23 protein-coding genes and 1 tRNA gene are annotated in these 21,508 nt (G+C 65.0%); 17 read left to right on the top strand and 7 right to left on the bottom strand.

The window, feature by feature from the left end; translation table 11 throughout:
- Positions 1–189: 189 nt before the first annotated feature.
- The 3 genes from FFS18_RS15880 to FFS18_RS15870 all read right to left on the bottom strand — a co-directional run bounded on the left by FFS18_RS15880 (position 190) and on the right by FFS18_RS15870 (position 2,511).
- Positions 190–1,257: a helix-turn-helix transcriptional regulator gene (locus tag FFS18_RS15880; protein WP_137871595.1), complete on the bottom strand. Its 1,068-nt coding sequence runs from the start codon at positions 1,255–1,257 to the stop codon at positions 190–192.
- Between the two features lie 230 nt (positions 1,258–1,487).
- Positions 1,488–1,563, bottom strand: a tRNA-Thr gene (locus FFS18_RS15875).
- Positions 1,564–1,638: 75 nt separating this feature from the next.
- On the bottom strand, positions 1,639–2,511 hold the full coding sequence (locus tag FFS18_RS15870) for a hypothetical protein (protein WP_137871594.1): 873 nt from the start codon (positions 2,509–2,511) through the stop codon (positions 1,639–1,641).
- A 62-nt stretch (positions 2,512–2,573) separates the two neighbouring features.
- Here FFS18_RS15870 and FFS18_RS15865 point away from each other — a divergent pair, with 62 nt between their 5' ends.
- From FFS18_RS15865 to FFS18_RS15825, 9 genes are all read left to right on the top strand, one after another.
- On the top strand, positions 2,574–3,149 hold the full coding sequence (locus FFS18_RS15865; RefSeq protein ID WP_137871593.1) for a NifU family protein: 576 nt from the start codon (positions 2,574–2,576) through the stop codon (positions 3,147–3,149).
- A 25-nt stretch (positions 3,150–3,174) separates the two neighbouring features.
- The gene (locus FFS18_RS15860) at positions 3,175–3,768 is read left to right on the top strand and encodes a malonic semialdehyde reductase (protein WP_137871592.1); all 594 of its coding nucleotides are present in this window, start codon (positions 3,175–3,177) and stop codon (positions 3,766–3,768) included.
- Between the two features lie 19 nt (positions 3,769–3,787).
- The gene (gene tsaB, locus FFS18_RS15855) at positions 3,788–4,405 is read left to right on the top strand and encodes a tRNA (adenosine(37)-N6)-threonylcarbamoyltransferase complex dimerization subunit type 1 TsaB (RefSeq protein ID WP_137871591.1); all 618 of its coding nucleotides are present in this window, start codon (positions 3,788–3,790) and stop codon (positions 4,403–4,405) included.
- Entirely contained in the window at positions 4,402–4,884 is a 483-nt protein-coding gene (locus FFS18_RS15850) for a GNAT family N-acetyltransferase (protein ID WP_137871590.1), read from the top strand. Before tsaB ends, FFS18_RS15850 begins: the two co-directional genes overlap by 4 nt.
- A 107-nt stretch (positions 4,885–4,991) precedes the next feature.
- Positions 4,992–5,426 (top strand): Ros/MucR family transcriptional regulator, encoded by a 435-nt coding sequence (locus tag FFS18_RS15845; protein ID WP_120216990.1) that lies wholly within the window; start codon positions 4,992–4,994, stop codon positions 5,424–5,426.
- 131 nt (positions 5,427–5,557) lie between these two features.
- Entirely contained in the window at positions 5,558–5,983 is a 426-nt protein-coding gene (locus tag FFS18_RS15840; protein ID WP_120216989.1) for a Fur family transcriptional regulator, read from the top strand.
- Positions 5,955–6,740 (top strand): lysophospholipid acyltransferase family protein, encoded by a 786-nt coding sequence (locus FFS18_RS15835; protein WP_137871589.1) that lies wholly within the window; start codon positions 5,955–5,957, stop codon positions 6,738–6,740. Before FFS18_RS15840 ends, FFS18_RS15835 begins: the two co-directional genes overlap by 29 nt.
- Positions 6,741–6,747: 7 nt before the next feature.
- Positions 6,748–8,094 carry a tRNA (N6-isopentenyl adenosine(37)-C2)-methylthiotransferase MiaB gene (gene miaB, locus FFS18_RS15830; RefSeq protein ID WP_137871588.1) on the top strand — a complete coding sequence of 449 codons (1,347 nt, stop codon included), beginning with the start codon at positions 6,748–6,750 and terminating at the stop codon, positions 8,092–8,094.
- Between the two features lie 131 nt (positions 8,095–8,225).
- On the top strand, positions 8,226–9,233 hold the full coding sequence (locus FFS18_RS15825; protein WP_120216987.1) for a PhoH family protein: 1,008 nt from the start codon (positions 8,226–8,228) through the stop codon (positions 9,231–9,233).
- Between the two features lie 275 nt (positions 9,234–9,508).
- Here FFS18_RS15825 and FFS18_RS15820 read toward each other — a convergent pair whose 3' ends face one another.
- Positions 9,509–9,886, bottom strand: coding sequence for a DoxX family protein (locus FFS18_RS15820; RefSeq protein ID WP_137871587.1), 378 nt, complete (start codon positions 9,884–9,886; stop codon positions 9,509–9,511).
- Between the two features lie 139 nt (positions 9,887–10,025).
- Between FFS18_RS15820 and FFS18_RS15815 the strand changes: the two genes are divergently transcribed.
- From FFS18_RS15815 to FFS18_RS15780, 8 genes are all read left to right on the top strand, one after another.
- Positions 10,026–10,481, top strand: coding sequence for a carboxymuconolactone decarboxylase family protein (locus FFS18_RS15815; RefSeq protein ID WP_137871586.1), 456 nt, complete (start codon positions 10,026–10,028; stop codon positions 10,479–10,481).
- The gene (locus FFS18_RS15810) at positions 10,481–11,350 is read left to right on the top strand and encodes a sigma-70 family RNA polymerase sigma factor (protein ID WP_137871585.1); all 870 of its coding nucleotides are present in this window, start codon (positions 10,481–10,483) and stop codon (positions 11,348–11,350) included. Before FFS18_RS15815 ends, FFS18_RS15810 begins: the two co-directional genes overlap by 1 nt.
- Before the next feature lie 63 nt (positions 11,351–11,413).
- A complete protein-coding gene (locus FFS18_RS15805) occupies positions 11,414–11,839 on the top strand; it encodes a hypothetical protein (protein ID WP_137871584.1) in 426 nt (141 codons plus the stop codon).
- Positions 11,840–12,436: 597 nt separating this feature from the next.
- The gene (locus tag FFS18_RS15800; protein ID WP_137871583.1) at positions 12,437–13,783 is read left to right on the top strand and encodes a cell envelope integrity TolA family protein; all 1,347 of its coding nucleotides are present in this window, start codon (positions 12,437–12,439) and stop codon (positions 13,781–13,783) included.
- A 151-nt stretch (positions 13,784–13,934) separates the two neighbouring features.
- Positions 13,935–14,441, top strand: coding sequence for an rRNA maturation RNase YbeY (gene ybeY, locus FFS18_RS15795; protein ID WP_137871582.1), 507 nt, complete (start codon positions 13,935–13,937; stop codon positions 14,439–14,441).
- Between the two features lie 19 nt (positions 14,442–14,460).
- A complete protein-coding gene (locus FFS18_RS15790) occupies positions 14,461–15,402 on the top strand; it encodes a hemolysin family protein (RefSeq protein ID WP_137871581.1) in 942 nt (313 codons plus the stop codon).
- A gap of 41 nt (positions 15,403–15,443) precedes the next feature.
- The gene (locus FFS18_RS15785) at positions 15,444–16,601 is read left to right on the top strand and encodes a glycosyltransferase family 4 protein (protein WP_137871580.1); all 1,158 of its coding nucleotides are present in this window, start codon (positions 15,444–15,446) and stop codon (positions 16,599–16,601) included.
- Positions 16,602–16,608: 7 nt separating this feature from the next.
- A complete protein-coding gene (locus FFS18_RS15780; protein ID WP_137871579.1) occupies positions 16,609–17,934 on the top strand; it encodes a replication-associated recombination protein A in 1,326 nt (441 codons plus the stop codon).
- Between the two features lie 53 nt (positions 17,935–17,987).
- Here the strand turns inward: FFS18_RS15780 and FFS18_RS15775 are convergent, their stop codons facing one another.
- The 3 genes from FFS18_RS15775 to FFS18_RS15765 all read right to left on the bottom strand — a co-directional run.
- The gene (locus FFS18_RS15775; protein ID WP_137871578.1) at positions 17,988–18,404 is read right to left on the bottom strand and encodes a GFA family protein; all 417 of its coding nucleotides are present in this window, start codon (positions 18,402–18,404) and stop codon (positions 17,988–17,990) included.
- A gap of 68 nt (positions 18,405–18,472) precedes the next feature.
- The gene (ptsP, locus tag FFS18_RS15770) at positions 18,473–20,770 is read right to left on the bottom strand and encodes a phosphoenolpyruvate--protein phosphotransferase (protein ID WP_137871577.1); all 2,298 of its coding nucleotides are present in this window, start codon (positions 20,768–20,770) and stop codon (positions 18,473–18,475) included.
- Between the two features lie 90 nt (positions 20,771–20,860).
- On the bottom strand, positions 20,861–21,508 hold a 648-nt coding region (locus FFS18_RS15765; RefSeq protein WP_249340434.1), incomplete at its 5' end, for a hypothetical protein.

The raw sequence follows: 21,508 nt of genomic DNA, 5'->3' as shown, positions 1-21,508 counted from the left end.
GGACCCTCGCCCTGCCGTTCGGGGTCGCGTCGAACGACAGGAATATTTTGGGCCCGACCCCTTCGACGCATCCCGGGTGGTCCGGAACGAATCCAGCGCGATGCGGTCGAAGGGATGGCCCCCCTTAGTCCTTGCAAATGGACCCTTATTTCGGCGGTGTGACGCGATCATCCCCCTGTTGGGGGATGGTCAACTTAAGATCGGCGCCAGCAGCCGCATCAATGCCGCTTCGCTGTCGACGCCGCATTTCAGATAGATTTGCTTGATCTGCCCGCGCAGCGTTTCGGCCGTCACGCCGCGTTCCGCCGCGATCCGGGCACGCGGTTTGCCTTCGAACAGGCGCACCGCGATATCGCCTTCGGCCGGGCTCAGACGGTATATCGCGCTCAGATACTGGGTCACCCCGGCGCGATCGCGCCGGGGTCCGTTGGCGATCAGGATCGCATGCGGCAATTTGCCGAGCGACCATTCGCGTTCGGGCAGACGAAAGCCTTCGATCATCAGTGGCGGGCGGCTCTCGGCGGTGATGATTTGCGTCCGCATATGGTCGAGGCCGCCATCGGCGGTTAGCGCCTGGACCGTCTGACGCAGGGTGAAGGGGGCGCCCGGCGCATCGATCGACCGCCCCGCCACCCGGACATCACCCGCCGCCAGCATGGCGTCGGCGCCGATGCTGTGGGCGAGCAACTGACCGCGCACGTCGATGATGAAAGCGCTGACCTGGATCGCGTCGAAGGCGCCCGCCAGCAGTTTGGCCTGCTCGCCCTCCAGCTTTTCCTGCAAGCGCACGGCGCGCCGCGCCGCCTTGGCGCCGCTGGCAAAAATCTTGCGCTGCGCGGCGGTCGTCCGCCCTTCCTTGCGATCGCGCAAGGTCGCGAGGCCGACGATCCCGAAATTGTCGATCACCAAATTGGTCTGGCATCCAAAGGGAATGCCGATTTCTTCGCACCAGTCGAGATAGTCGGACGAGGCAAGCTGCGGGATGACCTGATCGTAATGTTCTTCGAACAGGACCGGATCGTAAAAGCCGCGCTCGATGTGGCGGTTCGACGCGGCGACGCGAAAGTTGTGCGTTTCGGCACTCCAGCCGCTGACGGCGAAATGATCGATCAGATCGGTGCTGAAGTTGGTGACGATGTTGAACGGAATTTCGCGCGCGCCGCCGACGCCGATGAGCTGGCCGTGCCCCGAACCTGTCTGGCTGGCGAGCGCATCGAGCGCGCCCAGCCACATGTCAGGCTGCAACGCGGCCTGCATGAATATTTCGTCCCAATCCGGGTCCGCCCGCTGCCCCATTGCGTCTGTCGCTTGCCCAATCGTGCCCCAATTTCACGTGGTGTCGCCCAAGTTTATGACAAAAGCCAATAAATTAACTTTAAAAAAGTTGAATTCGGCCTTGCTTGCGCCGCGTCGGCGCGGGCGGGAGCGATAGCCGCTATCCGTTCTATGGAACAGGGGGGCGATGCGCGCTGTGCAACAACTGCCTGTGGTGCCGGCTACAGGATTCGAACCCGTGGCCCCCTGATTACAAATCAGGTGCTCTACCAACTGAGCTAAGCCGGCGCTCGCGTTCCCCTAAGCATTTTTTCCGTGGATGGAAACAGCGGACATCGCACCGATGCCGACGGCGACAAATCGTCAGACGATTCCAAAGGTCCAGCCCTCGGTCCTGGCGAGCGCTTCGGTGAGCGGCGCGGGCAGCCAGGGCGCTGCATCGCCCGCGACGGCGCGCAGCCAGGCGGCGGTCATCAGGGCGTCGCTGGCATGATCGCTGATCGACCCGGTCACCCCGACCGAGGGCGAGCCCAGCGCCGCCAAGGCCGCGTCGAGCGCGGCGCCGTCGCGGATCTTGCTGCGGCCCGCCGCGATCCCGGCTGCGCGCGCGGCGACGCCGGTGTAAATTTCGACAAGCAATGGACCGCTGCCGGGTACCGGGTCGAGGGGCCACAGCGGCAGCGCGGGGTGCAAGCGGTGAAGCAGCCGCATTCCCGCAAGGCTTGCCTTGCCGACCTGCGCCGCGCCGACCAGGTTGAAATTGCTGACGCTTGCCGCCTGTCTGGTCGCGCGCTGATGCTGCTCGACGACGCGCAGCCGTCCCGCGCCCGGGGCGAATAGGTCGCCGACGTCGCCGCGCGCGTGGCGGAAATGTCGCCGGGCATCGCGGTGGCTCAGGAATCCGTCGATCTGATAATGCGGGTCGGACCGCGTCAGCCGCTCGACGAGCCCCCACAACGCGGGCAGGTTGTTCGGGCTCAGGTCCCACTGCGGAAAATAGGCGTCGCAATCGGCAAAGGCGAATGCCGCCGAAAAGTCGAAACCGATCAGCATGTCGGCGCGCGATGCGGCGACATGCTGCAACCATGTCAGGATTTCGGCGCGCGACCAGATATGGCCGGGACGCACCAGCTGGGGCGCGCCGGTGCCGCTTGCCACTGCCAGCGCAATCCCGCGTTGCCGCGGTCCGCGCGCGCCCGACCAGTCGAGGGCTGCAAAGTGGGCGAAGCGGCGCATGCGCGACGTTTAGCGCGGCCAATCGGCTTGCACAAAGCGCGATGGCGTCCCACATGCACCCCATGCTGATCGAAACCGAATCGACGCCCAATCCTGCGACGCTCAAATTCCTGCCCGGCCAGGCGGTGATGACGTCGGGAACCCGTGACTTTGCGAGCCCCGAAGAGGCCGAGGCGTCGCCGCTGGCGAGCGCGCTGTTTTCGCTGGGCGATGTGACCGGCGTGTTCTTTGGCAGCGATTTCGTGTCGGTCACCGCAGCGCCGGGCGTTGGCTGGAGCGACCTGAAGCCCGACGTGCTCGGCATATTGATGGACCATTTTCTTGCGGGCGTGCCGCTGTTCAACGCCGCGAGCGCTGGTTTTTCGGTCCCTGCAGAGGATGAACCGAGCTTTGCCGACGACCCCGCCGACGCCGACATCATCGAACAGATCAAGGAACTGATCGAAACCCGCGTGCGCCCTGCGGTCGCCAATGACGGCGGCGACATAGTCTATCGCGGCTTCGACAAGGGCAATGTGTACCTTAAGCTGCAGGGTGCCTGTGCCGGTTGTCCGTCCTCGTCGGCGACGCTGAAGAACGGCATCGAATCGCTCTTGAAACATTATGTTCCCGAGGTAACGGCAGTCCACGCCGTCTGACCGATATTTACTCAGGAGTAAGCCCATGAGCGAGCCGCTATCCGACAGCGCTCTCGACCAGCTGTTTCGTACCGCGCGCACCTATAACGGCTATCTCGACCGGCCCGTTTCCGACGCGCAGTTGCATGCGATCTGGGATCTGATGAAATTTGGTCCGACCAGCGCCAATTGCCTGCCGGCGCGGATCATCTGGTGCACGTCGGACGCCGCTAAGCAAAAGCTTGCCGCGCTGGCGATGCCCGCCAATGCGGAAAAGATCCTGGCCGCGCCGGTCACCGCGATCATCGGCATGGACCTTGAATTCTACGAGAATCTGCCCGAACTTTTCCCGCATACCGATGCCCGCAGCTGGTTCGTCGGCAATGACGAGCTGGCGAAAGCGACGGCGTTTCGCAATTCCAGCCTGCAAGGCGCCTATTTCATCCTGGCCGCGCGCGCGCTGGGTCTCGACACCGGCGCGATGTCGGGTTTCAACAATGCCGCGGTCGATGAAGCCTTTTTTGCCGATCAGCCGAGCGTGAAGAGCAACTTCGTCTCGACGCTTGGCTATGGCGATCCGGCGACGATCTTCGAGCGCAGCCCGCGTCCGGATTTCGACCGCTTCAATCGTATCGCCTGAGCCGGAATTTCCGGGCCATATGCGCCAGTTGGTGATCGATTCGGCTAGCGAGGCCTGTTCGGTGGCGCTGATCGAGGGCGCCGATATTGTCGATTTTCGCCACGCCGTGATCGGCCGCGGCCATGCCGAGCGGCTGGTACCCCTGATCGCCGAGCTCATCGATGGCGGCAAGGCCGACACGATCGCCGTCGGCTGTGGGCCGGGCAGCTTTGCCGGGGTGCGCATCGGCGTGGCCGCGGCGCGCGGACTGGCCCTGGGCTGGCAGGTTCCGGTGCAAGGCTTTTCGACGCTGGCGCTGGTCGCCGCGGGCGCGGCTGACGCGATTACCGCAGCGGATGGTGCACTCGTCGTGATGGAGGGGGGGCACGGGCAATGGTTCGTCCAGCCGTTTGCCGCCGATCTGTCGCCGCGCGCCGATCTTCGCTCGCTGCTGCCGGGCGCCGCCGCGGCGCTCGCCGACGAACTGATCGTGGGCAACCGCGCCGAACAATTTGTCGCGCTTCGGGGCGGTGGCCGCGCGCTCGCGACGCTGCCCGATGCGCGCGCTTTCGTGCACCTGCCACGCGCGGCGCTGCTCGATCAGCCCAGCCCGATCTATGGCCGCGCGCCCGACGCCAAGCCGATGGCGACAGCATGACCGGGGAAGTGCGCCTCGCCACCGCCCGCGTGGCGGATCTGGCCGCGGTGATGCGCGTGATGGATGCCGCTTTCGAGCCGGCCTATGGCGAAGCGTGGAGCGGCGCGCAGTTGCTCACCTTGTTTGCCTTGCCGTCGGCGCGCGTTTGCCTTGCGTGGGATGGTGACCAGCCCTGCGGCTTTTCGGCGGCGCGGATCGCCGGACCCGAAAGCGAGCTGCTGCTGCTCGCGGTGGACCCGGCCTCGCGAGGTCGCGGGATCGGCAGATTGTTGATGCAGGACTGGCAGGCCTGGGCCGCGGCGCAAGGCGCCGATGACTATTTTCTGGAAATGCGCGCCGATAATGACGCGGTGCATTTATATTCGCGCAGCGGATTTTCGGAAGTCGGTCGGCGGGCCGCTTATTATCGCGGTCAAGACGGCAAGATGCGCGATGCGATTACGATGCGGCGAACATCGCCGGTAACCGGTAGCAACTGATCGGTTGTTGCGCGATCGTGCGCAAAGTGGCAACATTGTAATTGGCGCAACAGGAATTCCAATGTTCGCTGTCCAGCTTCTGGGTCAAAACAATAAGGAATAGTCTCATGTCCGACCAAAATGATGCCAGCGAAATGCTCGTTACACTGACAGCCGACATCGTCGCCGCGCATGTCAGCAACAACAGCGTCGCGATTTCCGATCTTTCTTTGCTGATCAATAATGTCCACGCCGCGTTGACCGGTCTTGGCTCGACGCCGGTCGTCGAGGAAAAGCTGGTCCCCGCCGTATCGGTCCGCGCTTCGGTAAAGCCCGACTTCATCATTTGCCTGGAAGATGGCAAGAAACTGAAGATGCTGCGCCGCCACCTGATGACGCATTATGGCATGACCCCGGACGATTATCGTACGAAATGGGGACTGCCCGCCGACTATCCGATGGTCGCGCCGAACTATGCCGAACGGCGCCGCGCGCTGGCGAAGGAAATCGGCCTTGGCACCAAGGGCCGCGGCGGCGGACGCAAGCGCAAGGTCAAAGCCTGACCTTTTTTGATCATCGACTGATCGCGAGGAGAGGGGCGGTGCCGCGGGGTGCCGCCCTTGTCCTATCGCGGGGTCGCCCCTATACAGTCTGAACACAAAAGACGCGGCTGCATCTTGCAGGAAAGGCCAGCATGTCCGGTACCATCGACCTTGAAGCCCTGTGCCACGAAAAGGGGCTGCGCATTACCGAGCAGCGCCGCATCATCGCGCGCGTCATCTCGGATTCCGAAGATCATCCCGACGTCGAAACGCTGTACGAGCGCGCGTCGAAGATCGACAGCGGCATCTCGATCGCCACCGTCTATCGCACCGTGCGTCTGTTCGAAGAGGCGGGGATTCTCGACCGCCATGATTTTGGCGATGGCCGTTCGCGCTACGAAGCCGCGCCCGAAGCGCATCACGATCACCTGATCGATGTCGAAACGGGCAAGGTCATCGAATTCGTCGATCCCGAACTCGAAGCCTTGCAAAAGGTCATCGCCGAACGGTTGGGCTTCCGCCTCGTCGACCATCGCATGGAGCTTTATGGTGTCGCCATCGATCGCAAGCGCGACTGATCGCGCTGCGATCACCTGGCGAACCGTCGCCCGCCTGACCCTGATGGTGCTGGCGCTGCTGTTCCTGATCGTCCCGCACCTGCTCTATCGCGCCGTGGGTCGGCCTTCGCCGATGATCATGGCGTTCCTCAATGCGGTCGGCTGGATCGCCGGGCTGCGCATCCGGACGACCGGCACCCGGCTTCGCCGCGACGTTCTGTTCGTATCCAACCATGTCAGCTGGCTCGACATATTGGCGCTCGGCGGCGCCGCGCGTTCGGCCTTCGTGTCGAAAGCCGAGGTGAAAACGACCCCGCTCGTCGGCTGGCTCGCCGACCAGAACAGCACCATCTATGTCCAGCGCGAAGCGAAACGCGACATTCACAGCCAGGCGAACAGCCTGCGCGACGCCCTCGCGCGCGGACGCCCGGTGACGCTGTTTCCCGAGGGGACGACCGGACCCGGCGACGGGCTACTGCCCTTCCGCGCCTCGCTGTTTCAGGCGATCATCCCGACGCCGCCCAATTTGCAGGTCCAGCCGGTGTTCCTCGATTATGGTTCGCAGGCAAACGACGTCGCCTGGCTCGACCCCGAATCGGGGCTCGACAATTTCAAGCGGCTGCTGGCGCGCAAGCGGCCGATCCCGCTGACGATCCATTATCTCGACCCGTTGCCCGACGAGGCCGAGCGCGACCGCAAGGCGATCAACGAGGCGGCGCGCGCGGCGATAGCGGCCCGGATCGCGGCGACTTCCGCCGCGCCGCGGCATCGCCTATAGCGCGCCGATGAAATCCGACTCCCCCACCACCGCCAAGACCTTTCACGTCAAATCCTTCGGTTGCCAGATGAACGTCTATGACGGCGAGCGCATGGCCGAGATGCTGGGCGCCGAAGGCTATGTCGCCGCCGCCGAAGGCGCCGACGCCGACCTGGTCGTGCTCAACACCTGCCACATCCGCGAAAAGGCGGCAGAGAAAGTCTATTCGGACATTGGCCGGTTGAAGCGCGCCGATGGCAGTACGCCGACGATTGCCGTCGCGGGCTGCGTCGCGCAGGCCGAAGGCGCCGAGATCGCGCGCCGCGCCCCGAGCGTTGATGTCGTCGTCGGCCCGCAAGCCTATCACCGCCTGCCCGATCTGATCGCCCGCGCCACGCGCGGCGAGAAGGCGGTCGATCTCGACATGCCGGCGATGAGCAAGTTCGGCGCGCTGCCCCAGCGCGCCGGGGGGCAGCGCCCGACCGCCTTTCTGACGGTGCAGGAAGGCTGCGACAAATTCTGCACCTATTGCGTCGTACCCTACACCCGCGGCGCCGAAATCAGTCGGCCTTTCGCCGACCTGATCGCCGAAGCCCGCGCGCTGGTCGCGGGCGGCGCGCGCGAAATCACGCTGCTCGGCCAGAACGTCAATGCGTGGGACGGCGAGGACGACCGGGGCAGGGCGATCGGCCTCGACGGCCTGATCCGCGAGCTGGCGCGCGAGGATGGGCTGGAACGCATCCGCTACACGACCAGCCACCCCAATGACATGACCGACGGGCTGATCGCCGCGCATGGCGAGGTCGACAAGCTGATGCCCTTTCTCCACCTGCCGGTGCAGGCGGGCAGCGACCGTATCCTCGCCGCGATGAACCGCAGCCATAGCAGCGAAAGTTATTTGCGCGTCATCGAACGTGTCCGCGCGGCGCGCCCCGACATCGCGATTTCGGGGGATTTCATCGTCGGCTTCCCCGGCGAGAGCGAGGAAGATTTCCAGGCGACGCTCGATCTCATTCACGAGACGCGTTACGCGATGGCGTACAGCTTCAAATATTCGCGGCGTCCCGGGACTCCGGCGGCGACGATGGCGGACCAGATCGCCGAAGAGGTGATGAACGATCGCCTCCAGCGGTTGCAGGCGCTGCTCAACGAACAGCAGCAGGCGTTCAACGAGGCGACCGTCGGGCGCACGACGCGCCTGCTCCTCGAGCGCAAGGGCAAGCTCGATGGCCAGCTGATCGGCAAGACGCCGTGGCTCCAGTCGGCGCATGTCACCGCACCGGGCCTTGCGATCGGCGATATGATCGATGTGCGGATCGTGTCGGCGGGCGCCAACAGCGTGGCGGCCGAAGCCCTTGTGGAAGCGGTCGTCTAGTGCAGCTTGCGGAAGCTGTCTCCCCGAAGACACACTCCATCGGCTTCCGTCGAATTCCGAAACTATCGGTGATGGACTCCCGCCTTCGCGCGAGTACACAGGATCATTCTTAGCATAGGTGACTTGCCCATATGTCCAAACGCCCGCTGACTGCCTCGACCCCCGCCGAACCCGGCGACCGCGTCCGATTGACCGCGGAGTTCGAGCGAACGCAGCTGTTGGGCATTCTCTTCGGCGAGTTCGACCGCAATCTGGTCAGCATCGAAAACCGCCTCGGCGTCTATATCTCGGCGCGTGGCAACCGGGTCCAGATCGAGGGCGAGGCCGAAGCGGCGGCGCGCGCACGCGACGTCCTCACCGACCTGTATGACCGCATCGAAAAGGGGCAGGAGGTCGATGCCGGCATGGTCGATGGGGTGATCGCGATGTCGGCGCAGCCGACGCTCGACGGCATCATCCGTCACGACAAGGACGAAGCGCCGACGGTGATGATCCGCACGCGCAAAAAGACGATCGTCCCGCGTGCGCCGTCGCAGGTGCCCTATATGAAGGCGCTGGCGCGCGACGACGTGATTTTCGCGCTCGGCCCGGCGGGCACGGGCAAGACCTATCTTGCGGTGGCGCAGGCGGTGGCGCAGCTGATCACTGGCAGCGTCCAGCGCCTGATCTTGTCGCGGCCCGCGGTCGAGGCGGGGGAGAAGCTCGGCTTCCTGCCCGGCGACATGAAGGAAAAGGTCGATCCGTACCTGCGGCCGCTCTACGACGCGCTCCACGACTGCCTGCCCGCCGAACAGGTCGAGCGCCGTATCGCGTCGGGCGAAATCGAGATCGCGCCGCTGGCGTTCATGCGCGGACGGACGTTGGCCGACGCCTTCATCATCCTCGACGAGGCACAGAACACCACGATCCCGCAGATGAAAATGTTCCTGACCCGCTTCGGCATGAACAGCCGGATGGTGATTTGCGGCGACCCCAAACAGGTCGACCTGCCGATCCCCGCGACCTCGGGCCTCGCCGACGCGGTCGCGCGGCTCGAGGGGCTCGAAGGGATCAACATCAGCCGCTTCACGAGCGCTGACGTCGTCCGCCACCCGATCGTCGGGCGGATCGTCGAGGCTTATGAGGGGCCGGGAAGCTAGGGTGGCCCGTTAGGCGAGGGGAGCGGACGTTGGCGATCCTCCCCGGAACGGGAAGGGGGACCAGCGAAGCTGGTGGAGGGGCACCGTCGGTTTGCCTTGCCGCCGAAGTCGTGCTCCACGGCTCGCACGTCTAAAAAGTGCAGCGCATCCGGTTGAGCGCCGCGTAAACCTCGCGTGCCGCTCCACCACCCTTCGGGTGGTCCCCCTCCCCCGTTGGGGGAGGATCGGCGACGTCTTCTTCGACCGAACGCCGCCACCAACCCCGCTCACATTGGCTACTTCTTCATCCCCTCGACGCTCCAGATTCCCGCCCCGCGCGTCGCGATGAACAGGAATATGAAGCAATAGAGCGCGATCGTTTCGCCGCCATTGGCGATCGGGAAGGGGCTTTGCAGCCCGTGCGCGACCCAATAGCCGACCGCCGACATGCCGCTGGCGATGAAAGCCGCGGGGCGGGTGAACAGGCCGATGGCGATCAGCGCCCCCGCGATCAGTTCGATCGCGCCGGCAGCGTACAGCATCGGATTGAGCGGATAGGGGAAATCAGCTGGGAAGTTGAAGAATTTCTGCACCCCATGCGCCATGAACAACAGACCCGCGATGATGCGCAGCAGCGCATAGGCCTGTTCGCCGAAACCATCGAGAAACTTCATGATTGGACCCCTCCTCCTCATTGTCGAGGCGGGCAGGCTATCGGATTTTTGCCTCCGCACGAAATATTTTCGTCTGTCATGTCACAGCCGCCGGTCGTGCCGCGTCAAGCCGGTACATCGCAACCAAAGGAGACACGCCATGACCGTCGTAACCGATCCCTTCGCCGCCGCCCCGCAGCTGATGAAACAGTGGATGGGCCTGTCGCTCGCGGCACAGGACAGCCTTGAAAAAAGCCTGATCGAGCTGGTCAAGCTCCGCGCGTCGATCGTCAACGGCTGCGCCAATTGCATCAACATGCACAGCATCGAGGCACGCGCCGCGGGCGAGACCGAGCAACGGCTCCACCTGCTCGCCGCGTGGCAGGAGGCGCCGGTCTATACGCCCCGCGAACGCGCCGCGCTGGCGTGGACCGACGCCTTGACCCGCCTGTCCGCCGGTCACACACAGCAGGCCGCGAAAGAAGGAATCGAAGCGCATTTCACGCCGGAGGAACAGGTGAACCTTACCCTGATGATCAACGTCATCAATGGCTGGAACCGCCTCGCGGTGGGTTTCGACCTTTGGTACGACATGCCGGCGACCAAGGCGGCCTGATGACCGTGCAGGGCTCGCAGGATGCAGCGGACGCGGCGGTCAGTTTCGACCCGCTGCGTCCGCTGCTCATCCGCGTCGCGTACCGTATGCTCGGTTCGGTCGCCGATGCCGAAGATGTGGTGCAGGATGCTTTCCTCCGCTGGCTCGGTACCGATCGCAGCGTCGTGCGCGAGCCCGCGGCGTTCCTCCGCCGCACTGTGACGCGGCTCTGCCTCGACCAGCTCAAATCGGCGCGTAGCCGGCGCGAGACCTATATCGGTCCGTGGCTGCCCGATCCGCTGGTCGAGGAGGAGGAGGAGGAAGACGATGTCACGCTTCCGCTGATGCTCGCGCTCGAACGGCTCTCCCCCCTCGAGCGCGCCGCCTTCCTCCTCCACGATGTTTTCGGGGTGGGCTTTGACGAGGTCGCGAAAACGATCGACCGCGATCCCGGCGCGGCGCGCCAGTTGGCGGCGCGCGCCCGAGCGCACGTCCGCGACGCGCGCCCGCGCTACAAGCTGGAGAAGCAGCGCGGGCTGGAAATCGCCAACGCCTTTTTCGAAGCGTCGCGCAGCGGTGATATGGCGGCACTCGGAGCGATGCTTGCCGCCGATGTCGGCATGTGGGCCGACGGCGGCGGCAAGCGCCCCGCCGCCGCGATCCCGATCCTCGGCAAGGCGCTGGTGATGAAGGTGCACCGCAGCGTCGCGGTGCTGCTGCGCAAATATGGCTCGACGCTGGTCCACACCGGCACGATCAACGGCCTGCCGGGCTTTGTCACGCGCGAAGCCGACGGTGAGCTCCAGACCACCGCGCTCGAGATCGAGGACGGCAAGGTCACCGGCATCTATGTGATGCGCAACCCCGAAAAACTTCGGCATATGCATTGAGCGGTTGTGCCGTGGGGACCTCCCATGGTGTAGGATTGTCATCGTTATAGCGGGAGGCGGCTAATGCGGCTTGTTCTGGGGTTCTTTCCGTTGCTCGTCGCGCTGTCGCCGACGCACGGTCTCGCGCAGGAAACCGCACCCGCATCGGGCGCCACGCAGCGTTGCAGCCTCGCCGATATCGAAGGTTACTGGTCCGACGAGAGCGGGGAACTGCTCAACATTTCGGACATCGAAGGGGACGATGGCGGAACGGCCCTGCGCTGGCGGGCGGGCGAGCACGGCGACGCGGGGCGCCCCGTCATGGTCGCGCTGGTTAGCGTCAGGGACAATTGCATCGCGGTCGGACGGTGCGGCGCGCAGGCCGCGAGCGTCTGTTCCGCGCGCGCCGATCCGGTCGCGCGCAAACTGACGGTGACTGTCGGCGGCGATTCCGGCTATCGCCGCGAATATTCGCGCGCCGGGGTCGAAGTGACCGGCACCGCGGAATAGGGGGCAGTCTTGCTCAAGAAGATCGGATCGGTGTTCGCCGCGGCGGGTTGCCCGGCTGCGATCCGGCCCCGAAAAGATTTGGGGTTTCGGCTTGCCTGTTGCGCGCGCCATTCGCCGCGTTAGGATCGCGCGCGAAAACGGACTGGTCGGGGGGCGGCGATGATCGGACGGATAGGCCTTGCATTGGCGCTCGCGGCGGCGGCGGTGATCGCGCTCGCGCAGGGCGGCGAAAGCGAAATCGATCCGGCAACATTGCCGAATGCGGTTTTTTCTGAGAAGCCCCGCTCCATTTCCTTTGACAATCGCCCGGTCGATGGTGCGACATTCGAAGTCAAGTTTGGACAGGTCGGGCAAACAGGTCTCGTTTCGTTTTGGGCTCCGCGAGATTCCTCGATTATCGGCGAGAAAACGGTCAATTACGGATTCTTCTTAAGAGCCGGCCCTGCCACGGGCTGTGACTATGGATATCGGATATTGCAGGGACTGGCGCGTCGGCATGGTTACCGATTGAAGTCGATTGATGGCGACGCGTGTAACGAAAGTCAGCCTGGGTGGTTTACTCAGTCCGGATATGCGGAGCTGGTCGCGGGCTCGCGGGTGCGCATTGAACGGATTCTGGCGGACGGCGCGGGCGAGGTGACCACCCCGCAGGGCAAGAGTGTCGCGGCCACGGTTCACAACGCGCAAATTTCCGCAGGCCGCATCTACGTTCGTGCCGAAGCCAATGTCTCGGGGCGGCTTCCCGTGGTGACATGGGAAGGCCATGTGGCGCTGACGAACATAAAATGCACCGAGCTTCCCGACGTCGTGAAGGCTTTTGCCGAACAGAAGGGTTATTCGGTCAGCGCGGTAACGCTCGACACGTGCGGCGAAGCGAATCAACTCAGCAAGGGCAAGGTGATATTGAAGGGCGCCGCGCCGCAGGCTTGCAAGGCCGACGCCTATCTCGGCGCGTGGCAACGCAAGGGCGAGGGCGCACAGAAACCGCAGGTGCAGATCATGTTCGCAACCGAGCGCGGCGCTAGCGCGCCGGTCGGATCTACGCGCGGTTTTGCGTCGGCGCCTTACGGCGACGGCACGGTCGTTGCCTCGCGGATCCGGCAGGTTGGCGACAGCTGCACCTTTGACGCGCAATGCGGGTCGAACCTGTCGTCGGCGAACGCGTGCAAGCTGGTGATCGACCCCGCGAAAAATACGTTGAAGGTCGAGGGCGGGTCGCAGATGTTCATCTCCGATCGCGGCTGGACGCGGTCGGCGCCGATGGCGGTCGAGGCGATGTGCAGCCGCGAGGATGTCGAGGGCGACTGGCGGCGCAGCGACGGCGCGAACGTGCCGATCGTCGGAGTTCATGTCTTCAAGAACGGTCCCGGCGGCAACGCGCTGCTGTTCAACCATCCCGAGGGCTGGTGGCCCAAGGGGCAGACCAAATTCACGGGCATCTATCGCGAGGGCGGCGACCGGAGCTGCAAGCTCAAGGCGACCTGCGCGACCTACGACCGCACGGCGAGCGGCGCTGTCGTCCGCCGCGAACGCGCCTGCACGCTGACGATCGACCCGGTGAAAAAGCGCATGACCGAAAGCGGGTCCAGCTTGTTCTACACGCGTGACGTCGCGGCGACCGCGACGGTCGCAAAGCCCGACGCCGCAGCAGCGGCAGCACCAAAGGCGCAATCAGCCGAAGAGCAGGCCGCGACCAGCGCGCTCAATGCGCAGCAGGCGGAAACCGCGAAGCGCGAAATCGCCGAATATGAAGCGCAGAAAAAGCGGATTGCCGACGAGCAGGCGGCGAAAGAGGCTGCCTATCGCAAGGCGTTGGCCGACCGCGAGGCGCTGATCGCCGAAAATGAGCGCAAGGCGAGGGAGGCCTATACGAAATGGGAGGCCGCCGCCGCCGCGTGCCGCGCGGGCGACCAAAGCCAATGTGCGCCGCAGCCGAAGCCCTGATCGCTCAAAAAACGCTGTTCCTGCCCATCGTAACCGGGTAGCCGACCGCGATGATGCCGATTGTCGAAACTGCGGGGCCATTCCTGCCCGCAACCGTGGGGTCGCACGCGGGGCGGTGTTACCGAATGCCGCGAGCCGACAGGATCGGGTCGTGCTAGTCGTCGAGACCCATGAGGCGACGCCCTGGCCCGATCCGCTCGATTGGGAAACGCGCGCCGCGGAAGCGGTGGCGGCGGCGCTTGCGCTGACGCGGTACGCAGCGCTGGCCAATGCGGCCCCGCTGGTCGAGTTCGCTGTGCGGCTTTCCGACGATGCCGAAGTCCAGACGCTGAACCGCGATTTTCGCGGTAAGGACAAGCCGACCAACGTGCTGTCCTTTCCGCAGGTCCAGGCCGACCTGCTCGAAGGTTTGGCGAACAGCGACGACGGCGAAATCCTGCTCGGCGACATCGTGCTCGCGCGCGAAACCTGCGCGCGCGAGGCCAAAGAAAAGGGGATTTCGATTGCCAATCATGCGACGCATCTGATCGTCCACGGGACCCTGCATCTGCTTGGCTATGATCATGGCGATGATGCGAGCGCCGGGGCAATGGAGGCCTTGGAAGTGAAAGCGCTTGCATCGCTGGGCATCGCCAATCCATATGCGGATCAGGATTAACAGAGGAACCGCGACCTATATGCCCGACGACCAGGGATCTTCCAGCCGATCGGAAGAGGACAGTAGATCCGGCCTGTGGGCCGGGCTGCGGACATTGCTGTTCGGCGGCGACAAGGAACCGTCGCTGCGCGAACAGATCGAAGAGGTCATCGACGAGGCCGAGGAAGAGGGGCACGACCGGCGCGGCAGCAATATCGTCGGCGATATGTCGCCGATCGAGCGCAAGATGCTGCGCAACCTGCTCCATTTTGGCGAACAAACGGTCGACGATGTCGCGGTGCCGCGCGCCGACATCATCGCGATCCCCGAAAGCGCTAGCTTTGCCGAAATCGTCGCGCAATTTGCCGAGGCGGGGCATAGCCGCCTGCCGGTGTACCGCGAAAATCTGGACGAGGTCGTCGGGATGATCCACGTCAAGGACGTGTTCGCGGTGCTTGCAGAGGGACGCCCGCCGCCGCCGCTGCTCGACCTGATCCGCCAGCCGCTCTATGTTCCGCAATCGATGGGCGTACTCGACCTGCTCGCCGAAATGCGCGCCAAACGCACCCATCTGGCGATCGTCATCGACGAATATTCGGGGACCGAAGGCCTGCTCACGATCGAGGATCTGGTCGAGGAAATCGTCGGTGAGATCGAGGATGAGCACGACGACGAACCGACCGCGCTGTTCGTCCCGGGCGACGACGGCTGCTGGGACGCCGATGCGCGCGCCGAGCTCGACGACGTCGGCGAAGCGATCGACCCCCGGCTTGCCGAGATCGAGGAAGATGTCGATACGCTCGGCGGGCTCGCCGCGGTGCTCGCCGGCCATGTTCCCGAGGTCGGAGAAATGCTCGCCCATCCGAGCGGCTGGCGCATCGAGGTGACCGAGGCCGACGAGCGGCGTGTCCATCGCCTGCGGCTGCACCCGCCGGTCGAGGTCGATCTGGAAGCGCCGTTGGAACGCGGCGACGAGTTCTGACGGAATTGCCTTTGCCGGGCTAAAGGATTAGGCGAGGCCGGATGGAAGTTTCCGACCTTCGCATCGCGCTGTTCAGCGGCAATTACAATATGACCGTCGATGGTGCGAACAAGGCGCTGAACCGCCTTGTCGGCTATCTGCTTGCGCAGGGCGCGGCGGTGCGCGTCTATTCGCCGACCGTCGCCAACCCCGATTTCGCGCCGACCGGCGATCTGGTCAGCGTGCCGTCCTTCGCGATTCCGGGGCGCAGCGAATATCGCATTCCGGTGACCTTTTCGTCGCGCGTCCGGCAGGACATCGCCGAATTTGCACCCAATATCCTTCATATCTCCAGCCCCGATCGCGTTTCGCGGCAGGCCGCGGCGTGGGCGCGCCGCCGCAAGCTGCCCGTCGCCTGTTCGGTTCACACGCGCTTTGAAACCTATTTCCGCTACTATAATCTGTCGTTCCTCGAACCGGTGATCGTCGCCTGGCTGCGCAAGCTGTATCGCAAATGCGATGCGCTGATCGCACCGTCGGAAAGCTTTGCGCAGGTGCTGCGCGACCAGCGGATGAATTACGACATCGGCATCTGGACCCGCGGGGTCGAACAGGATGTGTTCAATCCCATGCGCCGCGACATGGAATGGCGCCGCGGGCTTGGCATCGACGATGATGTCCCGGTGATTGCTTTCCTTGGCCGACTGGTGATGGAAAAAGGGCTCGACGTGTTCGCCGACAGCATCGACGTGCTGGCGCGGCGAGGGGTGCCGCACAAGGTGGTCGTGATCGGCGAGGGACCGGCGGGCGAATGGTTCGAATCGCGACTGCCGAACGCCAGCTTCGTCGGCTTTCAGGGCGGCGAGAATCTCGCGCAGGCGCTGGCGTCGTGCGACATTTTTTTCAATCCGTCGGTCACCGAAACCTTTGGTAATGTGACGCTCGAGGCAATGGCGTGCGGGCTTCCCGTCGTCGCCGCGCGCGCCACGGGCAGCGCCAGCATCGTCAAGCATGGCCAGACGGGCTACCTCGTCTCGCCAGGGTCGATCACCGGCTTTGCCGATCATCTCCAGCGCTATTGCGCCGATCCCCGGCTGCGCGCCGACCATGGCGCGGCGGCGGTGAGCGAAAGCGGCGCCTATCAATGGGACGCGATCAACCGCGCGGTGGCCGACACCTATCTGCGGCTGATCCGCCAGAAACAGCGGCGCGGAGGCTGAGCGTCCGATGGCCGGAGATTTGTTCGGCGGCGAGACACCGGCCCGGCGCGATGAGAGCGCGGTCGGCCCGGTGCCGCTCGCCGAGCGGTTGCGCCCGCGCACGCTGGGCGACGTCGTAGGGCAGGAGCATCTGACCGGACCCGAAGGCACGATCGGGCGCATGGTCGCAGCCGGACAATTGTCGTCGATCATCCTGTGGGGGCCGCCGGGCACCGGCAAGACGACGATCGCGCGGCTGTTGGCCGAGGCGGTGGGAATGCGCTTTGCGGCGCTGTCGGCGGTTTTTTCGGGGGTTGCCGACCTGCGGACCGCCTTCGCCGATGCCGAAAAAATGGCCGCGGCGGGCAAACGCACCTTGCTGTTCGTCGACGAGATTCACCGCTTCAATCGCGCGCAGCAGGACGGGTTCCTGCCCTATGTCGAGCGCGGCACCGTGGTGCTCGTCGGCGCGACGACCGAGAACCCCAGCTTTGCGCTGAACGCAGCGCTCCTGTCGCGCGCGCAGGTGCTGGTGCTGAACCGGCTGGGTGAAGATGCGCTTGGCCTGCTGGTTGCGCGCGCCGAGGCCGACGTTGGGCAGGCGCTGCCGGTTACCGACGAGGCGAAGGCTGCGCTGGTCGCGAGCGCCGACGGCGACGGACGCTTCCTGCTCAACCAGGTCGAGACTTTGTTCGCCGCCGCGATTCCCGAGCCGCTCGGGCCGACCGAGCTCGCGCAGTTTTTGCACCGCCGGATGCCGGTTTACGACAAGGATCGCGACGGCCACTACAATCTGATCTCGGCGCTGCACAAGGCGCTACGCGGTTCTGATCCGCAGGCGTCGCTATACTATCTGGCGCGGATGCTGGTGGCGGGCGAGGAGCCGCTCTATGTGCTGCGGCGGCTGGTGCGCTTCGCGAGCGAGGACGTCGGCCTCGCCGATCCGCAGGCGCTGGTGCAATGCCTTGCCGCAAAGGATGCCTTTCAGTTTCTCGGCTCGCCCGAGGGCGAACTTGCGATCGTGCAGGCCTGCCTCTATCTTGCCACCGCGCCCAAATCGAACGCTGCTTATGCGGCGCAAAAGGCGGCGTTTGCGTCGGCGCGCGATACCGGGTCGCTCGCGCCGCCCGCGAATATCCTCAACGCCCCGACCAAGCTGATGAAGGATCTCGGCTATGGCGCGGGCTATGCCTATGACCATGACGCTCCCGACGGCTTTTCAGGCGCCGATTACTGGCCCGAGGGCATGGGCGCGCAAACCTATTACCAGCCGACCGATCGCGGGTTCGAAAAGCGGATCGCGGAGCGCATCGCCTGGTGGGACGAACAGCGCCGAACACGAAGCGGCGGGTGACGCGATCGGGCGAGCAAGTCCGCCACAGCTGCGCCGATGATCCGCACTGACCTTTATTCGAAAGGCGGATAACGCTCGAAAGCGGGCAGGCTGTCCAGCTTTTCCATCCAGCCTATGCGTTCCGCGGTCTGGATCTGCACCTGCGCCGGGATCAGGCCGGGATCGTCGAGCGTCGCCGTCTGGACGTCGATCTGCCCCGGGAAGATCGCTTCGCTGGTATAAAACAGCCCGGTGCCGCATTCGCCGCAGAAATGGCGACGGCCATGTTCGGACGACGCATAGATTTTGGGCGTCCCGCTGATCTCGATCTCGTCCTGCCCGACCAGCGCCCATCCGACCATCGGGGCCCCCGCGTGACGGCGGCAATCGCTGCAATGGCACAGCGCGTGATGCTGGACGGTGGTGGTCATCGAATAACGGATCGCACCGCAATGGCATTGGCCGGTGGCCCGGCGGCTCGAATCGCTCATTATCGTCTCCCAGACTTAACGGGGAGAACATAACATAAACATCGCCAGTGACGCAATTACCTCACGCGTCAATCCCCCAGATCAACCTGATGCGCCTCGGCCCATGCCTGGTACTGGCCGCGCGGGTTGGATGAGGGTTGTGCCAGGATCGCCGGCATGTCGGCGCGGAGCGCGGCGAGGTCGAGCGAGCGGATCATCGCCTTGACCGGGCCGACCCCGGCGGGGGTGATCGACAGGCGTTCGATACCGACGCCGAGCAGCGCCATGGCTTCGAGCGGCCGCCCGCCCATCTCGCCGCACACGCCGAGCGCGACCTTTGATCCCGACACTGTGCGGACGACGCGCGCCAGATAGCGCATGACGATCGGCGACAACCAGTCGTAACGCTCGGCGAGCCGCGGGTGCGCGCGGTCGGCGGCGAACAGGAACTGGGTGAGGTCGTTCGTCCCGACCGACAGGAAATCGAGGTGCGGCAGCATCAGGTCGAGCGTCTCGAGCAGCCCTGGCACTTCGAGCATGGCGCCATAACGGATCGCGACCGGAAGTTTCTTGTTATGCTGCGCCAGCCAGGCTCGCTGCCCGACGAACAGGTTGCGCGCGGCTTCATATTCCCAGGGTTCGGACACCATCGGGAACATGACGTTGAGCGTGCGTCCGGCGGCCGCCTCCATGAGCGCCCGCGCCTGAACCTTGAGCAGCCCTTCGCGTTCGAGCGCCAGACGCAGCGCGCGCCAGCCCATCGCCGGATTTTCCTCGAGCGCGCCGTCGCCGACATTCATGTAGGGCAGCGCCTTGTCGCCGCCGATATCGACGGTGCGAAAGATGACCGGCCGGTCGCCCGCGGCGTCGAGCACGTCGCGGTAGAGGCGTTGCTGGCGGTCGCGCGAAGGCAATGTCGCCGACACCAGAAACTGGAATTCGGTGCGAAACAGCCCGATACCGCGCGCGCCGGTCAGGTCGAGCGCCGCGACATCCTCGCGCAACCCCGCGTTTATCATCAATTCGATTGCGACCCCGTCCTTGGTCACGGCCGGCAGGTCGCGCAGCGAGGCAAGGTTGGCGCGGCGCTTCTGTGAAATTACCAGCTTGGCGTCGAAGGCATCCTGGACCGCCTGTGTCGGACGGACGTGCAGCGCGCCCGCCGCGGCATCGAGCAGCAGCAAGTCGCCTTCGCGGATCGAGGCGCGCACGTCGCTGACGCGGCCGATCACCGGCACCCCCATCGCGCGCGCCACGATGATGACGTGGGCGGTCAAAGAGCCTTCTTCGAGCACCACGCCTTTCAGGCGGCGGCGGTCATATTCGAGCAGTTCGGCGGGGCCAAGGTTGCGCGCGATCAGGATTGAATCCTGGCGCAGCCCCATTTGCGCGGCGGTACCCATCTGCCCCGACACGATGCGGATCAGCCGGTTCGACAGATCCTCCAGGTCATGCATCCGGTCGCGCAGCAGCGGGTCGTCGATCTGGCGCATCCGCATCCGGGTGCGTTGCTGGACGCGCTCGATCGCGGCTTCGGCGGTCAGGCCGCTGTCGATCGCCTCGTTGATGCGCCGCGACCAGCCTTCGTCATAAGCGAACATCTTGTAGGTCTCGATGACCTCTTCATGCTCGCCGCCGACCCCGAAATCGGCCTGGCTCGCCATGCGGTCGATCTGTTCGCGCATCTTGTCGAACGCGGCATAGACGCGGTGCCGCTCGGCCTCGGTATCTTCGGCGACGGTATGTTCGATCGTGATGCGCGGCTGATGAAACACCGCGACCCCGGCACCCATGCCATCGACCAGCTTTTGGCCGTTCAGCCGCTGCGCCGACTGGTCGGCGGCGGCGGCGTCGATGCGCGCGGCGGTGTCAACAAGGTCGGCGTTGGTGATCAGTTCGGACAGCACCATCGCCACCGTCTGCAACGTCTCGATCTCGATATCGGCGTAGCGGCGGGGATCGGCGTGCTGGACGCAGAGGACGCCGACCGCGCGTTCGCGGCGGATGATCGGCACCCCGGCAAAGCTGTGGAACAATTCTTCGCCGGTTTCGGGGCGATAGGAAAAGTCGGGATGCGCCGCGGCTTCGTCGAGGTTCAGCGTTTCGATCTGCTCGGCGATCGTACCGACGAGCCCTTCGCCGAGCCCCAGCCGCGTGACGTGCACCGCTTCCTGTTTCAGGCCGCGCGTGGCGTAAAGTTCGAGCGCGCCGTCGCGCAGCAGATAGATCGAGCAAACCTCGCTATCGAGGCATTCGCCGATGATCCCGACGACCTGGTTGAGCTTGCCCTGCGCGTTCGCGCGCGATGCCATGACCTCGTGCAGCCGCGTCAGGATGGTGCGGGCCGACTGGGCAGCGGACGAAGGCGGAGGCGGGGCGTTGGTCATTCGCCTCCTGCTAACAGATGGATGCGCCGAGCGCCATGACCCCCGCGCGCCGACGCGGCAAAACTATTCTTGGCGCCTACCAAGCCTGCGTCAGTTGGTGCCGGTCGACGCAGGTCGCGGCGTGGAAGTCCCGATCGGCGTCATCGTCGTCGTCGAGCCGACGGGCGTCAGCGGCGCCGGGGCGCTCATGATCGGCGGCGGCGGCGCATATTTCGCGTCCCATGCCGCGACGTCCGACTGGTAACGCGCATAAGCCTCGTAAAAGTCATGGAATGGCTGGTCGAGCCGCACCAGATGCGCGGGCGACTGTTCGATCACCTGCGCGGTGGGGGTCGACGAAACCAGCTGTGCGATTTCATTGGCGCGGGCGCAGAATGCCCGCTGCGCAGGGGGCTGGGCAAAATAGTTGAACAGCTGCGTCGAGAGCCGATCGCGCGCGGCGGTGCCGTTAGTCTTGGTTTCTTTGCCGAGCTGCGTGATCACATTTTTTTCGCTCGAGCGGATGATCTTGCCATGCGTCTTGATGATATTGTTATACGCCGACACTAGCGTCGTTTCCTCGAGGCCGCGGCAACCGATGGCGGCGACGTTCAGCCCGATCTTGAGCTGCCAGAAGGCACGGTCGCCGGTGACATTGCTGTTTGCCGTCACAAACCTGCCGTCGATGCCGCGACCGGGGAGAATCTGGGTCACCGACGCATTGCCCGGCGGCAGCGGCCGCGGCGGAACCACCACGAC

It is taken from the genome of Sphingopyxis sp. 2PD, from assembly GCF_005503695.1.
In the GTDB taxonomy this organism is placed as follows: domain Bacteria; phylum Pseudomonadota; class Alphaproteobacteria; order Sphingomonadales; family Sphingomonadaceae; genus Sphingopyxis.
Note: the sequence above shows the minus strand (reverse complement) of the source record. Positions and strands in the feature narration are given on the sequence as shown.

Excerpts from the sequence above, each read along its gene's own strand:
- FFS18_RS15880 (WP_137871595.1), bottom strand. The coding sequence starts at position 1,257 with ATGCAGGCCGCGTTGCAGCCTGACATGTGGCTGGGCGCGCTCGATGCG.
- FFS18_RS15870 (WP_137871594.1), bottom strand. The coding sequence starts at position 2,511 with ATGCGCCGCTTCGCCCACTTTGCAGCCCTCGACTGGTCGGGCGCGCGC.
- FFS18_RS15865 (WP_137871593.1), top strand. The coding sequence starts at position 2,574 with ATGCTGATCGAAACCGAATCGACGCCCAATCCTGCGACGCTCAAATTC.
- FFS18_RS15860 (WP_137871592.1), top strand. The coding sequence starts at position 3,175 with ATGAGCGAGCCGCTATCCGACAGCGCTCTCGACCAGCTGTTTCGTACC.
- tsaB (WP_137871591.1), top strand. The coding sequence starts at position 3,788 with ATGCGCCAGTTGGTGATCGATTCGGCTAGCGAGGCCTGTTCGGTGGCG.
- FFS18_RS15850 (WP_137871590.1), top strand. The coding sequence starts at position 4,402 with ATGACCGGGGAAGTGCGCCTCGCCACCGCCCGCGTGGCGGATCTGGCC.
- FFS18_RS15845 (WP_120216990.1), top strand. The coding sequence starts at position 4,992 with ATGTCCGACCAAAATGATGCCAGCGAAATGCTCGTTACACTGACAGCC.
- FFS18_RS15840 (WP_120216989.1), top strand. The coding sequence starts at position 5,558 with ATGTCCGGTACCATCGACCTTGAAGCCCTGTGCCACGAAAAGGGGCTG.
- miaB (WP_137871588.1), top strand. The coding sequence starts at position 6,748 with ATGAAATCCGACTCCCCCACCACCGCCAAGACCTTTCACGTCAAATCC.
- FFS18_RS15825 (WP_120216987.1), top strand. The coding sequence starts at position 8,226 with ATGTCCAAACGCCCGCTGACTGCCTCGACCCCCGCCGAACCCGGCGAC.
- FFS18_RS15820 (WP_137871587.1), bottom strand. The coding sequence starts at position 9,886 with ATGAAGTTTCTCGATGGTTTCGGCGAACAGGCCTATGCGCTGCTGCGC.
- FFS18_RS15815 (WP_137871586.1), top strand. The coding sequence starts at position 10,026 with ATGACCGTCGTAACCGATCCCTTCGCCGCCGCCCCGCAGCTGATGAAA.
- FFS18_RS15810 (WP_137871585.1), top strand. The coding sequence starts at position 10,481 with ATGACCGTGCAGGGCTCGCAGGATGCAGCGGACGCGGCGGTCAGTTTC.
- FFS18_RS15805 (WP_137871584.1), top strand. The coding sequence starts at position 11,414 with ATGCGGCTTGTTCTGGGGTTCTTTCCGTTGCTCGTCGCGCTGTCGCCG.
- FFS18_RS15790 (WP_137871581.1), top strand. The coding sequence starts at position 14,461 with ATGCCCGACGACCAGGGATCTTCCAGCCGATCGGAAGAGGACAGTAGA.
- FFS18_RS15785 (WP_137871580.1), top strand. The coding sequence starts at position 15,444 with ATGGAAGTTTCCGACCTTCGCATCGCGCTGTTCAGCGGCAATTACAAT.
- FFS18_RS15780 (WP_137871579.1), top strand. The coding sequence starts at position 16,609 with ATGGCCGGAGATTTGTTCGGCGGCGAGACACCGGCCCGGCGCGATGAG.
- FFS18_RS15775 (WP_137871578.1), bottom strand. The coding sequence starts at position 18,404 with ATGAGCGATTCGAGCCGCCGGGCCACCGGCCAATGCCATTGCGGTGCG.
- ptsP (WP_137871577.1), bottom strand. The coding sequence starts at position 20,770 with ATGACCAACGCCCCGCCTCCGCCTTCGTCCGCTGCCCAGTCGGCCCGC.